We start from the raw sequence: 14,443 nt of genomic DNA, 5'->3' as shown, positions 1-14,443 counted from the left end.
ATAATCGCTGATATAATTCGAGTTACGGTCGATATAATTGGAAAATCGCCGATATAATTCAAGTTATGGTCGATATAATTTCATTTACTAAGGCTACTCAAACGGGTAGCCTTTTTTGTATTGTACAAATTGGATAGACTAGTTTAAAATCGAGCGTATAAAGGGGGAGTAAGATGAAGCGCATTTCAATTTTGATAGCTGATGATGAGGCAGAAATTGCTGATTTAATTGAGATACATTTAGAAAAAGAAGGGTACCACGTTGTGAAAGCAGCTGATGGGGAAGAGGCAATTCATATTATTGAAACGCAGTCAATTGACTTAGTCGTTTTAGATATTATGATGCCGAAAATGGATGGGTATGAAGTGACGAGACAGATTCGCGCCAAATATCATATGCCGATTATTTTCTTAAGCGCGAAAACATCTGACTTCGATAAGGTGACAGGTCTTGTACTAGGTGCGGATGATTATATGACAAAGCCTTTCACACCAATAGAACTAGTTGCACGTGTAAATGCACAACTGCGTAGGTTTTTTACGTTAAATCAACCGAAAGTAGCGGAGAGTAAGTCTGCTTTAGAGATTGGCGGAGTCATTATTGATCCTGAGCGCCGAACGGTAAATGTATATGGAGAGCAAATTGAGTTAACACCGAAAGAATTTGACATTTTATATTTATTAGCGAGTCATCCGAAGAAAGTGTACAATGTGGAAAATATTTTTCAGCAAGTATGGGCAGATGATTATTATGAAGGTGGAAATACAGTTATGGTACATATTCGTACGTTACGGAAAAAGCTTGGGGAAGATAAAAGAAAGGATAAGTTAATAAAAACAGTGTGGGGGGTAGGTTATACTTTCAATGGCTAACATGATGAAAAGCTTTCGTTTTAAAATGATTGCCTTATTTGCGTTAAGTATGGTGCTTGCAGCAACTGTAACTTATATAATTTATAAAGGATTGCAGCTGTATTATAAAAAGATGGTTCGCTACGAAGAGCCTTTAGCGCAATTTCGATCAATGGTAAGGGAATTTGGGGACATTAACTTCTTTTTAATTTTCTTTATTCCGTTATCTATTATCTTTTTCTTCTTTTTGACAAAACCGTATTTAAAATACTTTGATGAAATTTCTAATGGGATTCATCATCTTGCGAACGGTAACTTTACAAATAAAGTTCAAGTTTCATCAAATGATGAGTTTGGAAATATCGCGCGCGAAATAAATGTTGCGAGTGAAAAGTTAAAAGAAGCTGTGGAAAGAGGCGACTTTGCTGAAAGTAGTAAAGATCAGCTCGTTGTGAATTTAGCTCATGATTTAAGAACGCCATTAACATCCGTGTTAGGATATTTAGATTTAATTCTTAAAGATGAGAATTTGACGAAGGAACAAATTAAACATTTTTCCACGATTGCATATACGAAATCACAAAGGCTGGAAAGTTTAATTGATGAGCTATTTGAAATTACACGTATGAATTATGGCATGCTAAAGCTGGATAAAAAGCCTATTGATATAAGTGAGTTGCTTATACAGTTAGAAGAGGAATTATATCCGTTATTAGAGAAACATCATTTAGAAGCTAGATTGCATGTTGATGCTCATTTACCGATGCACGGTGATGGAAAATTGTTAGCTAGAGTATTTGAAAACTTGTTAACAAATGCTGTTCGATACGGATATGATGGACAATTTGTTGATATGAATGGGTATGTCGATAATGGAGAAGTTGTCGTGCAAGTTATGAATTACGGAGATAGCATTCCAGAAGAAGATTTACCGTATCTATTTGATATGTTTTATACAGGTGATAAAGCGAGAACCGAGAACCGTGGCGGGACAGGCCTTGGACTATTTATTGCAAAAAATATTGTCGAGCAGCATAACGGTACGATTTCTGCTGAAAGTAATGTAGTTAGAACGCTATTTGAAGTGAGATTGCCAAAAGACGAGAACGTAACAATTTAATAAAAATTTAAACTTTACCCCACTTTTTATTTTAATAGTTTTTTCTATTCTATACGTAAGTTACGTTAAGGAGGAACTAGAAATGAAAAAGTGGGTATTTATTTCTTTTTTTATAGCATGCACAATCTGTGTAGGCGTTTACATATCACCGTTATTTCAAAAGGAAATTGATGTGAAAATCGGCGGGGAAAATAGTGCAGTAAAGACTGCAAGTATGGAAAAGGTAGAGGTTACAAAAGAACAAATTTATAAAGGGGATCTACTATTAGTTAATAAAGATTACCCAGTAAAAAAAGATAGTATTAGGTCTGATATTATAAATGTAAATCATAATAGTGAATTAGTAAGAGGTTATGTAATATTTGATAGAAACCTTCGCTTATCAAAGGGTGTTGTAAAAAAGTTTTTGAACGTTGTCGATGCGGCTGGAAAAGATGGAGTACAGCATTTCCTAATGAGTAGCGGGTACCGAGATTTTCAAGAACAAAGTAAATTATATAAAGAAATGGGATCAGATTATGCACTCCCAGCAGGATACAGTGAGCATAATTTAGGATTATCACTCGATGTTGGGTCTACTCAAAAGAAAATGGAGAGGGCTCCTGAAGGTAAGTGGGTGGAAGAGAACGTATGGAAGCATGGCTTTGTATTACGCTACCCGAAAAATAAAAGTAACATTACAGGCATTCAATATGAGCCATGGCATATACGTTACGTCGGTTTACCTCATAGCGCAATTATGCAAAAAAAGAATTTTACGCTAGAGGAATATTTAGAGTTCTTAAAAGAGGAAAAAGAAATTTCAACTGAGGTGGAAGGCAAGAAATATACGGTTTCTTATTATAAAGTTTCAGAGAATATGAACGTAAATGTCCCAGTAAATAAGCAGTATGAAATTTCGGGGAACAATATGGATGGGGTTATTGTGACGGTTCAGGAATAGATAAAGAGGTTGTTCCGTTTTGGAGCAGCCTTTTCGTATATAAGAAAGGGATTGGCGTTTTTTGTCGGTAAATCGATATTCCTTGTCGAATCGTTGATATATTTTGAGTTACGATAGATATAATTGAAAAATCGTTGATATATTGTAAGTTATGATAGATATATTCGAAAAATCGTTGATATAATTTCCTGTACTATCAGCATTTTGAGGAGCATCTTTTTATTTACTTTTAAACATTATAACGTTATATTTACTTCTCCCTTTTTTTGTGCTACTCTAAATGTGTGAAAGAGATAAAGAAAAATGAAATTTTAATGTAAGCGTATTCTTATGGCTTCTTATAGAAAAGGGTGGAAATACAATGACAGAACGATTCGTACTACGTAATGTGAAACGTGTGAACGGGGAAGAGATTGACATTGTAATTGAAAATAATAAAATCGCACAGGTGACGAAAGCTGGTGCTGGTGAGGGTGGAAAGGTTCTTGATTACTCAGGTACTTACGTATCAAGTGGCTGGATTGATTTGCACGTTCATGCTTTTCCAGAGTTTGATCCGTATGGCGATGAGGTGGACGAAATTGGCGTTAAGCAAGGGGTAACGACAATTGTTGATGCAGGTAGCTGCGGTGCTGATCGCATTGCAGATTTAGTAAAAAGTAGAGAGCAGGCAAAAACGAATTTATTTGCCTTTTTAAATATTTCTCGCATCGGTTTAAAACGAATTGATGAATTATCCAATATGGAATGGATAGATAAAGAGAAAGTAATAGAAGCAGTAGAAAAGTATAAAGATGTAATCGTTGGGTTAAAGGCGAGAATGAGTAAAAGTGTCGTTTGTGATAGTGGAATTGAACCACTTCATATAGCGCGTGATTTATCCCGTGAAACATCATTGCCAATTATGGTACATATCGGTTCAGCGCCTCCTCGCATTGAGGAAGTTGTACCTCTTTTAGAAAAAGATGATGTCATTACACATTATTTAAACGGGAAAGAAAATAATTTATTTGATGAAGAAGGCAAACCGCTACCTGTGTTACTAGATGCAGTGAATCGCGGCGTACATTTAGATGTTGGTCATGGTAATGCTAGTTTTTCTTTTAAAGTAGCAGAAGCGGCGAAGCGTTACGGTATTGCGCTTAATACAATTAGTACAGATATTTACCGGAAGAACCGTATACACGGTCCAGTGTATAGTATGGCTCACGTTCTTTCGAAATTCCTTTACTTAGGTTATCCGCTAGAAGAAGTGATTGATGCGGTTACGAAACATGCAGCAGAGTGGCTTAAGAAACCTGAGCTTGGCCGCATTCAAGAAGGCGATATTGCAAATTTAACTTTATTTACGGTGAAAGATGAGAAGGTTACGTTAATTGATTCAGAAGGGGATCAGCGCATTGCTGAAAGAAGGATTGATACGAAAGGGGTTGTAATCAATGGGTCATTCATTGAATGCTAAGTATGGATTAAAAAGAGTGATTAATGCGAGCGGTAGAATGAGTATTTTAGGTGTATCCGCTCCGGCAAATACAGTTATGGATGCAATGAAACATGGTGGACAAAATTATGTGGAAATTGCTGATTTAGTAGATAAAGCAGGAGACCATATTGCGAGAATTCTAGAGTCAGAGGCAGCAGTTGTTGTGAATTCAGCATCGAGTGGAATTGCGCTTTCTATCGCTGGTATCGTTACAGAAGGAAATCGCCGTAAAAGTGAAAGACTTCATCAAGAAGTAATCGCGAAAAACGAAGTGATTATGTTAAAGGGTCATAACGTTCAATACGGTGCCCCTGTTGAAACGATGATTTACTTAGGCGGCGGTAAACTTGTAGAAGTTGGCTATGCAAATGAAGGGAAAGCAGAGCATATTGAAGATGCGATTGGTGAAAATACAGCGGCGATTCTTTATGTGAAATCCCATCATGCAGTACAAAAAAATATGATTTCTGTTGAAGAAGCATGGGAAGTTGCGCAGCGAAATAACATCCCGCTTATCGTCGATGCGGCAGCTGAAGAAGACATTCAAAAATATGTGAAGTATTCAGACCTTGCCATTTATAGTGGTTCAAAGGCGATTGAAGGGCCTACTTCTGGTATTGTGGGCGGTAAAAGAAAGTATATTGAGTGGCTAAAAGTGCAATTACATTGCATCGGAAGAAGTATGAAGGTTGGGAAAGAAACAACATTTGGCTTACTTCAAGCGCTTGATGAGTACGGGGTAAAAGAAGATAAGAGCGAGCAAGAAAAAGAATTGTTACAAGTACTTATGCCGCTAAAAGAATTAAACGGCGTAAATGTAACGATCGTTCAAGATGAAGCCGGAAGAGCAATCTTTAGAGCTCGTATTCATATTAACGAGACACAATTAAATAAATCAGCAAAAGATGTTGTGACAGCATTACGCGAAGGGGAAATTGCCATTTATACACGTGATTACGGAGTAAGACAAGGATTCTTTGATATCGATCCACGTCCACTTCAAGGTGATGACATACATGTAATTGAAGAAAAAATGAGAGAAATTGTAGGGGGAAACTAAAATGACAAACATTCAAAAACGTTTTTATAAAGGCCGCGTAGCATTAAATGTATTGGCAAACAATATAGAAAATGCGAAAGATATTTTTGAAGCAGCAGAAGGTTATGTAGTAGTCGGTGTGCTATCAAAAGACTATCCGACTGTAGAAGAAGCAGTTGCGGCGATGAAAGCATACGGAAAAGAAATTGAGGATGCTGTATCAATCGGACTAGGAGCAGGAGATAATCGCCAAGCGGCAGTTGTGGCTGAAATTGCGAAGCATTATCCTGGTAGCCATATTAACCAAGTGTTCCCTTCAGTTGGAGCGACACGTGCAAATCTTGGCGAAAAAGATAGCTGGATTAATAGTTTAGTATCGCCGACAGGAAAAGTAGGTTACGTAAACATTTCTACTGGCCCAATTAGTGCAGCTGGGGAAGAAAAAGCAATCGTTCCAATTAAAACAGCGATCGCACTTGTACGTGATATGGGCGGAAATTCATTGAAATACTTCCCAATGAAAGGTTTAGCTCATGAAGAAGAATATCGCGCAGTTGCGAAAGCTTGTGCGGAAGAAGGATTCGCATTAGAGCCAACAGGCGGAATTGATAAAGAGAACTTTGAAACAATTGTACGCATTGCACTTGAGGCAAATGTAGAGCAAGTTATCCCGCACGTGTACTCTTCTATTATTGATAAAGAAACTGGTAACACGAAAGTAGAAGATGTGCGTGAATTATTAGCAGTCGTGAAGAAGCTAGTTGATCAATATGCGTAAGAAAATTGCAGCGTTCGGCGAAGTAATGATGCGCCTGCAAGTACCTGGATATGAATTGTTGTCGCAAGCTAACACGCTAAATTACTCATTTTCAGGTACAGGTGTGAACGTTGCAGCGGCACTTTCTCACTTAGGGCATGAAGGGCTTCTTATTTCAACTTTACCGGAAAATTCGGTTGGAGATGCGGCATTATCATACATTCAAAAGTTAGGTGTGCAAACTCCGCTTGTTTCAAGGGGCGGCAAATATGTCGGCATGTACTTTTTAGAAAATGGATTTGGTGCACGTGCAAGCCGCGTTACGTATTCGAATCGACTAGAAAGTAGCTTCAATACGGCGTCTGAAGAGATGTACCAATTTGAAGAAATTGCTAAGGAAATTGATATCGTTCATTTTTGCGGTATTACACTTGCGATGAATGATACGGTGCGCCATCATATGAAGTCTTTAGCGAGAGCAGTTAAAGAAAACGGAGGAACCGTCGTTTTTGATTGCAATTATCGTCCATCACTTTGGGGAGAAGACGGATATGAACAGGCAAAGCCGCATTATGAAGAAATGCTAGGACTTGCTGATATCGTTATGATGAACGAAAAAGATGCGATGTTTGTTTTAGGAATGAAAACAGAAGAGACGGAGCGAGAGGCACAGCTGATGGATCTCATTCCAAAGGTCGCTAAAACGTATCATATCGCTACAATTGCTGGTACACATCGCTCTATTAACGGTGATAATACACATTCACTGTGCGGGTTTATATGTAAAGATGGGACGTTCACTTTTGCAAAAACACTTACGTTTTCTGTATATGATAGAATAGGTGCTGGAGATGCTTATACGAGCGGGATTATTCATGGCGAGATAGAAGAGTTTGCACCAGAGAAAGCTGTTTCATTTGCGTCAGCAGCTGGCATGCTTGCACATACAATCGTCGGTGATACGCCAATGTCATCAGAGAAGGATATACTTCGGGCAATGACGGCATCAGTAGGTGATGTAGAAAGGTAGTGGGTGTAACGGTGAACGTAACGAGAAAAAAAGGACCATTATATTTACAAATAAAAAATATTATTCGTGATCGAATATTGCATGGTGTATATGCGATTCATACGAATATTCCTTCTGAACCACAATTAGAGGAAGAGTTCAAAGTGAGTAAAATTACAGTACGTAATGCGATTAAAGAACTCGCTCAAGAAGGATATTTGGAAAAGAAGAGCGGTAAAGGAACGAAAGTCATCCGTAATACTTCTGCGACAAAACTGTCAAAGGGTAAGAAATTTACTGAAGTGTTAGTGGAAGAAGGATATAAAGTACAAAAGAAATTGCTAAAGGCAGAAGTCGTTCATAATGAAGAAGGAACAGTGCCATTTCGCTTATTCGGTAAAGAGAGTTTTCGTATTGAACGTTTATATACGTTAAATGATGCACCATATATTCATTATACGCACTATTTCTCAGCGAAAATGGCAAGTACAGACTTATCGGACTTTGATTTACAATCACTTTATGATTTAGTCGAAGACCGAGGTATACATTTAGAAAACTTCAGAGATGAATTCGCAGTTGGACTTGCGCCCAGTTTCGTTGCAGAATCGTTAGGTGAAAAAGAGGGGACAGCGTTATTAAAACGTATGCGCTATTCTTACGATGAAGTTGGCGAAGTAATTGAATATAGCGAAGGCTACTACAATACAGAAATGCAGCATTATGTAGTTAATTATGACGTATAAAAAAGAGGGATTTTCCCTCTTTTTTTATAAAAGTAAGGGGAATGAGAGATGGATATATACTTATTAATCGTCACGTTACTTGCGATCGCAATTGTCATTTTAGGGGTATCATGGTGGAAATGGCATGCATTTATTAGTTTAACAGTTGCTAGTTTATTTTTAGCTATTATGTCTGGACTGAACTTAACGAAAATAGTGGCTGCCTATGAAACTGGTGTTGGTAGTGTACTAGGGCATTTAGTTGGCATTTTGGCACTTGGAACTATCTTAGGGAAAATGATGTCTGATTCAGGGGCAGGCATGCAAGTTGCAGATTTCTTTATTCGATTTTTCGGCGTAAAAAAATTACCTTGGGCAATGTTATTTGCAGGGTTTGTTATAGGGATTCCAGTCTTTTTTGAAGTGGGAATCGTCATTTTATTACCACTTGTTATTTCCATTCGAAAAACGACGAAGCAAAATATATTGTTAATTGCGTTACCTGTTATTGCTGGATTATCAATTGTGCATGGGCTAGTGCCTCCGCATCCAGGTGCGATGACTGCAATCGGGATTTATAATGCGAACTTAGGAAAAGTACTTTTATATTCATTAATTATCGCGTTACCAACAGCCATCATCGCAGGGCCGATATTTGCGAAGTGGGTACATAAGAGGGTTATACCTGAAAATGAACCGGAGCTTGTTCGAGTTACGACTGTATCAACCGATTTACCAAGTCGTAAAGTTTCGTTTTTATTATTTTACTGCCAGTTGTGTTAATGATTTTATCAGTAGTTGCACCGTATATTTCTTTACCAATAAAAATAACTGAATTTTCAGTCTTTATAGGAAGTCCAGTAATCGCTTTACTTATTTCATGTTTTGCAGCATTTTATTTACTTGGCATCAAACAAGGAATTAATAAAAAGATGATAAAAAAATTAACAGATGAAAGTTTACTACCTGTAGGCTCAATTATTTTAATAATTGGTGCAGGTGGTGGGTTTAAACAAATATTAATTGAAAGTGGAGTTGGAACGGCGATTGCGCAAATGGCAGAACATATATCGTTATCACCAATCGTCTTAGCTTTCATGGTAGCGGGATTAATTCGAATAGCGACCGGATCAGCTACAGTAGCATTAACGACAGCAGCAGGAATTGTTTCACCAGTTATTCAGCACATGTCTGGTGTAAATTTAGAATTGCTCGTTATAGCAACCGGTGCAGGTTCACTAATGTTTTCTCACGTAAATGATGCAGGCTTCTGGCTTGTAAAAGAGTATTTAGGTTTGACGGTGAAGGAAACGTTTAAAACGTGGACGGTGCTGGAAACATTGTTATCATTTATTGCATTCGGTTTTGCCCTTGTGTTGAATATGTTTCTTTAAAAGATACCTGAATAGGTATCTTTTTTTTGATGAAGCCCAATTGCCAAAACAAGCCCGTTTTTAAGTAAGCCAAGCTTCCTATTCGCCCTGAAAACATACTATAAATGGAATCCCCTCATTTAGAGCAAGGTGAACTTGTTATGAATGATACTAAAGGAGGAATAGAGTAATGAGCGAAAAGTGTGAACACAGACATGATGATTGTAACCGCAGACATGGGTGCGGCGGCGGTTTTGCGCTTCTAATCGTATTGTTTATTTTATTAATTATCATCGGTGCTAGCTGCTTCGGCGGAGGCGGCGGTTGTGGTTATGGTGGTTACGGCGGTTATGCAGGCGGCTATGGTGGATATTGCTGCTAATTAAAAACTATTGAAAATGGCCTTGTGCGTATTGCACAAGGCCATTTTATTCACGTTTTAATATGTTGTGATAATTTATTAATGTACAGAGAACGGATTAAGAAGAAGAAAATGATCTCGATAATCCCGAAAAAGGTGAGTACAATACATGTCTCTTTTAGTAATGAAAAAGAAAACATACTTTGTAAAAACTTAACCGCAAATAACGTGTGAACACCAGCAACGATGTAAGGAACGAAAAATAAAATTCCTAATTGAATCGTTGCAGAGCGAAACATTTCTGATTCAGTTAAGCCAAGCTTTGTAATCGTAATGTATTTTTGTTTTTCATTCGTTAAGTCGTTATACATACGGAAGTATAAAACACTAGCCGCACCGATAAAGAAAATAAAGCCGAGAAATGCCCAAATAAAGAACTGAGCAACCGCATTTCCTTTACTATGAACGAGTTCATCCGTAGCTGTATAAATATGAAATGGTTTAATGAAATCTTCTTCATCCTTATGTGCTTCATACAAGGTTTCTGCATCATGATCTAAGCTTTTTAATATATTTTTTGTTGGGACAATTGCATTTTCCCAATTTTCCACGAAGTAGTTATAAACTGTAATTGTTTCAATATGAGGAATCATATTTTCAATTACTTCATCTTGCATCACAATTAAGTGAGGTAATGCAAAGGGAGGCTCAATTCCTCTATTAATAAAACCTTTAATTTGAAATTCTTTTTTATTAGAGCCAAGTGTAATCGTGTCCTGCTTCGCAAATGGGTTAGACACGAGATTTAATAACGCTGGTGAATAGCGAGAAATATTATAAACTTGTGTAGAATCAAGAGTGATTTCTGGTCTGTTTAATTGCTTTGCTATTGCGTTATAATCACTCATTTTCATAATGGAAATTGATTCTTTTGAAGCTGTATCTTTTAAAACGGTAAACTTATATTTGTCATATTGAAAATTAGCATTTGTAAGTTCAGTTTCAATCGTAGTAATATGCTTTTGTTCAAATGCATTAACACCTTCTGATGTATAGGTGAATGGTATTGGATATCGTTCTAGTATGGATGCTTTCGTATGATTGTTTGCAGCAAATAACCCGATAATAATTGTAAATGCAAGTGCAGATAGCATAGAAACGATAAAGAGTACATTAATATTACTGCGGGTACGAGAAACTAAATCTGAAATCCATAACATATTTATTTGTTTCAAATAAAACTTTCTTCGTTTCTTTAAAATATAGATAAAGAGAAGAAATGTTTGTGAAAAAAACAAATACGTCCCAACTACTACGAGCGGTAAAATAGATAGTATAATTAAGAATACAGACCCATTTTGTACATTTTTTTCCGTTATGTAGCCTTGCGGATAACCGGCAATATAATAGCATAGTCCTAAACAAGTTAAAGCAAATAGTGAAATGAGTATAGATGGTTTTTTTTCGCTCTTCTTTTTGTTAACTCCCTTAATAAGCTGCGTTGTTTTTCGAGTACGAATAAACATTGGTGTAAACGTAGAAACAATTAAAAATAAAATGATAAACGTTACGGTTGTAACGATAATCGCTTCTGTTGGCCAATATAAATAGAGACCTTTTGCACTTGTTAATTTCGAAGTGACTAATAAGAAAAAGTTAGAAAATACAAGTCCACCTTGAATGCCGATAAAGATAGATAATATCCCGATTATCATATTTTCAGTAAATAACAGTCTTTTTAATTGTCTCTGTGAGATACCGAGAATGGTGAGTATCCCGAATTGCTGCTTCCGTACATTTAAAAATGTTCCAACTGAATATAAGAGAAAAAAGAACGAGAACATAACAATCACAAGCTGTGCTGTACTAGCTAAGTTCATTAGAGGATCCCGATCTTGAAAGCCTTGTACACTTTGTAAGCGCGGATGATACGCATATACAGTAAATGAAAAGAAAACCATAATAGAAAAAGCACTACTTACAAAATAAGCGAAATATGCTTTAGAATTACGCGAGACATTTTTAAATGCGAATTGCCAAAATGTCATCCACGTCTTCCTCCTAATAATGCTAGGACATCTAATATTTCTTGATAAAACTTCTCACGATACAATCCGCGATGCAGTTCATTGTAAAGCTCTCCATCTTTAATGAAAATAACACGGTTACAATAACTTGCTGCAAACGGATCATGCGTAACCATTAAAATCGTTGCATCTTCTTCTTTGTTTAATTTCGTAAATAATTCCATTACATCAATCGCTGCTTTTGAATCTAAGTTTCCTGTTGGTTCATCCGCAAGTAAAAGAGACGGATGATGAATGACAGCACGTGCTACCGCAGTACGCTGTGCTTGCCCTCCTGAAACTTCAAAAATACGTTTGTCCAAAATATGATCAATTCCAAGTTTCTTTGAGATGTTATCGAGCTTTTCGTCCATTTCTTTTAAAGGAACATTATCTAACGTTAAAGGTAATACGATATTTTCTCCAATCGTTAACGTATCTAATAGGTTAAAGTTTTGGAAAACAAATCCTAATTCTTGACGGCGGAAAATTGCTAATTTTTCTCTACGAAATGTATGAGGTTGTTTGCCGTTAATTACGACTTCTCCAGAAGTAGGAGAATCAATTGTAGAAATAACGTTTAAAAACGTAGATTTACCACTTCCAGAAGGCCCCATAATTGCGACGAATTCACCTTTATCTACGTGTAAATTTATATTTTTTAAAGCAGTATGAGGGACTTTCCCTTCATACACTTTTGAGACGTTTTTTATGTGTAATACTTCTTCCATAATAATCACCTTTCTATTTTTAAAACTTAATATGTTGTGATAATTTTTGCATATAAAAGGAACGAATTAAAAGGAAAAAGAGAATTTCAACCGTTCCAAAAATCATAAGTACGACTGTAATTTCAGCGAAGAACGAGAGATGTAATATCTCTTGTAGCATCTTTGTCGCGAACATCGTATGGATGGATGCCATAATGTAAGGGACAAAGAAAAGAATCGCAAGTTGGATTGTAGCAGATTGTTTCATTTCGTCTGCTGTTAATCCAATCTTTGTAATCGTTATATACTTTTCTTGCTCATTTGTTAAATCTGTATACATTCGGAAATACAGAACACTGCCTGCACCGATGAAGAAAATAACACCAAGAAAAGTTCCGATTAAGAAGAATGAAGCAACGTTTAGTTTCGTGTTGTATAAAGAGTCACTTGCTTCACTTGCATGAAACGGTGGATGTTCTGCCTGAATAGCTGCATTGTCGTTATCAATTTTTGTTATAAATGCTGAACCGATAGTATGTGCTTCTTCCCAATCGTTAACTTTAAAGTTATATACACTCATCTGTTTTGAAACGGTGGATAATGTTTCTACATTTTCATCAGATAGTATGAGCAATTGGTATATTAAGCTGTTTGGGAATGGGTTATAACTTTTATATTCTTTCACTTGTAGTTGTAAATTGTTTTGAGCAAGTGTAAGAGTATTTTTCTTTTCTTTAGTATGAATTGTTCCAACAACTTGATCGTCTAAGTCTTTCATAAGAATATAAGATTCATTCTTATTCACCGAGAGAGTCTCCCAATTTAACGCCTTAGCAAGTACATTATAGTCACTTTGTTTAATGGCATAATAGAGCTGCGCGTTATCTTCAGCTGAAGATACTTCATATATGTCTGTTTTAAATTTTGTATAAGTAAAGTGCTCTTCATTAAATTTTTGTTCTAACCAGTTTAAATGTTCATCAGCTAACGTATTTTCAGTATGTGATAAATACGTAAACGGGAAAGGGTTTTGCCTAATCGCATCAAACTTTGTAAATTTCCCGAATCCATATAAGAATGTAATCATTGTAAAAGCGAGCGTTGATAGCATTGCTACTATAAATAGCATATTAATATTTGTTCGAATGCGCGTTGCTAAATCCGAAATCCAAAGCATATTAATTCGTTTCATATAAAACTTTCTTCGTGTTTTTAATATACGAATAAGTAAAAAACTAATCTGTGAAAAGAAAAAATATGTTCCGGCTGCAATAAGCGATGGAATGACAAATATACTAGAGACGGCATATAAAAGCCCAATGATGTCGCCTAGCGACATAAAATATAGAGGATTTGCTGCTAATACATATCCAGATATTAAACATATCGCACCAAATAGAGAAATGAGTACGGATGCTTTTCTTTCTTTTTGTTTTGTTCCTTCTTTTAAAAGACGTACAGCTTTTCTCGTACGGATTAGCATCGGTGTAAAAGATGATACGAGAATGAAGAGTCCAAGAAAGATTATTATAGTTAAAACGATAGCACCTGTCGGCCAATATAAATATAGACCAGGTACATGTGTAATTTTGGCGGTAACTAGTAAAAAGAACTGTGAACAAACAAGTCCAAGTTGAATACCAAAAAATATAGAAAGAACACCAATCAGCATATTTTCTATAAATATGAGTCGCTTTAATTGTTTTTGAGATATACCAAGTACTGTTAAAATCCCAAATTGTTTTTTACGAACCTTTAAAAATGTACCAATTGAATAGAGTAAAAAGAAAAATGAAAAGAACACAATGACAACTTCTGAAATTGTCATTAATATGTTCAGAGCATAATTCACGTCTGTCATATGCAATTTAGGATGAAATAAATAAACTGCAAATGAGAAAAAAATAGCAATGGAAAACGCACTGCTTACAAAATAGGCGAAATAAGCTCTGGCGTTTCTTGTTACATTTTTAAAGGCAAACTGCCAAAAAGTCATTCACCTAAAC

At 36.2% G+C, this 14,443-nt stretch carries 12 protein-coding genes and 1 pseudogene; 10 read left to right on the top strand and 3 right to left on the bottom strand.

What is annotated here, in order from left to right; translation table 11 throughout:
- The first annotated feature begins 173 nt into the window (after nt 1-173).
- From BTOYO_RS10525 to BTOYO_RS10480, 10 genes and pseudogenes are all read left to right on the top strand, one after another.
- The gene (locus BTOYO_RS10525; protein WP_000822496.1) at nt 174-872 is read left to right on the top strand and encodes a response regulator transcription factor; all 699 of its coding nucleotides are present in this window, start codon (nt 174-176) and stop codon (nt 870-872) included.
- Entirely contained in the window at nt 865-1,971 is a 1,107-nt protein-coding gene (locus BTOYO_RS10520; protein ID WP_000002593.1) for a sensor histidine kinase, read from the top strand. The genes BTOYO_RS10525 and BTOYO_RS10520 overlap by 8 nt, the downstream gene beginning before the upstream one ends.
- 82 nt (nt 1,972-2,053) lie before the next feature.
- Nucleotides 2,054-2,914, top strand: a complete 861-nt coding sequence (locus BTOYO_RS10515; protein ID WP_000759391.1) for a D-Ala-D-Ala carboxypeptidase VanY — start codon at nt 2,054-2,056, stop codon at nt 2,912-2,914.
- Nucleotides 2,915-3,275: 361 nt separating this feature from the next.
- Nucleotides 3,276-4,376: an amidohydrolase/deacetylase family metallohydrolase gene (locus tag BTOYO_RS10510; protein WP_000139941.1), complete on the top strand. Its 1,101-nt coding sequence runs from the start codon at nt 3,276-3,278 to the stop codon at nt 4,374-4,376.
- Nucleotides 4,354-5,457 carry a DgaE family pyridoxal phosphate-dependent ammonia lyase gene (locus tag BTOYO_RS10505; protein ID WP_000510083.1) on the top strand — a complete coding sequence of 368 codons (1,104 nt, stop codon included), beginning with the start codon at nt 4,354-4,356 and terminating at the stop codon, nt 5,455-5,457. Before BTOYO_RS10510 ends, BTOYO_RS10505 begins: the two co-directional genes overlap by 23 nt.
- Nucleotide 5,458: 1 nt before the next feature.
- Entirely contained in the window at nt 5,459-6,214 is a 756-nt protein-coding gene (gene dagF / locus BTOYO_RS10500; protein WP_000181902.1) for a 2-dehydro-3-deoxy-phosphogluconate aldolase, read from the top strand.
- Nucleotides 6,207-7,223 (top strand): sugar kinase, encoded by a 1,017-nt coding sequence (locus tag BTOYO_RS10495; RefSeq protein WP_001227503.1) that lies wholly within the window; start codon nt 6,207-6,209, stop codon nt 7,221-7,223. The genes dagF and BTOYO_RS10495 overlap by 8 nt, the downstream gene beginning before the upstream one ends.
- A complete protein-coding gene (locus BTOYO_RS10490) occupies nt 7,223-7,948 on the top strand; it encodes a GntR family transcriptional regulator (protein ID WP_000539290.1) in 726 nt (241 codons plus the stop codon). Before BTOYO_RS10495 ends, BTOYO_RS10490 begins: the two co-directional genes overlap by 1 nt.
- A gap of 48 nt (nt 7,949-7,996) precedes the next feature.
- Nucleotides 7,997-9,321: pseudogene (gntP, locus tag BTOYO_RS10485) on the top strand (gluconate permease GntP).
- 169 nt (nt 9,322-9,490) lie between these two features.
- Nucleotides 9,491-9,682, top strand: coding sequence for a YjcZ family sporulation protein (locus BTOYO_RS10480; protein ID WP_001290392.1), 192 nt, complete (start codon nt 9,491-9,493; stop codon nt 9,680-9,682).
- Between the two features lie 50 nt (nt 9,683-9,732).
- Here BTOYO_RS10480 and BTOYO_RS10475 read toward each other — a convergent pair whose 3' ends face one another.
- From BTOYO_RS10475 to BTOYO_RS10465, 3 genes are read right to left on the bottom strand one after another with little or no spacing between them, the layout of a single operon-like run.
- A complete protein-coding gene (locus tag BTOYO_RS10475) occupies nt 9,733-11,709 on the bottom strand; it encodes an FtsX-like permease family protein (RefSeq protein WP_000144933.1) in 1,977 nt (658 codons plus the stop codon).
- Nucleotides 11,706-12,458 carry an ABC transporter ATP-binding protein gene (locus tag BTOYO_RS10470; RefSeq protein WP_000393256.1) on the bottom strand — a complete coding sequence of 251 codons (753 nt, stop codon included), beginning with the start codon at nt 12,456-12,458 and terminating at the stop codon, nt 11,706-11,708. Before BTOYO_RS10470 ends, BTOYO_RS10475 begins: the two co-directional genes overlap by 4 nt.
- Before the next feature lie 19 nt (nt 12,459-12,477).
- Nucleotides 12,478-14,433 carry an FtsX-like permease family protein gene (locus BTOYO_RS10465; RefSeq protein ID WP_000144983.1) on the bottom strand — a complete coding sequence of 652 codons (1,956 nt, stop codon included), beginning with the start codon at nt 14,431-14,433 and terminating at the stop codon, nt 12,478-12,480.
- Nucleotides 14,434-14,443 lie beyond the last annotated feature (10 nt).

The sequence above is a fragment of the Bacillus toyonensis BCT-7112 genome, assembly GCF_000496285.1.
GTDB lineage: Bacteria > Bacillota > Bacilli > Bacillales > Bacillaceae_G > Bacillus_A > Bacillus_A toyonensis.
Note: the sequence above shows the minus strand (reverse complement) of the source record. Positions and strands in the feature narration are given on the sequence as shown.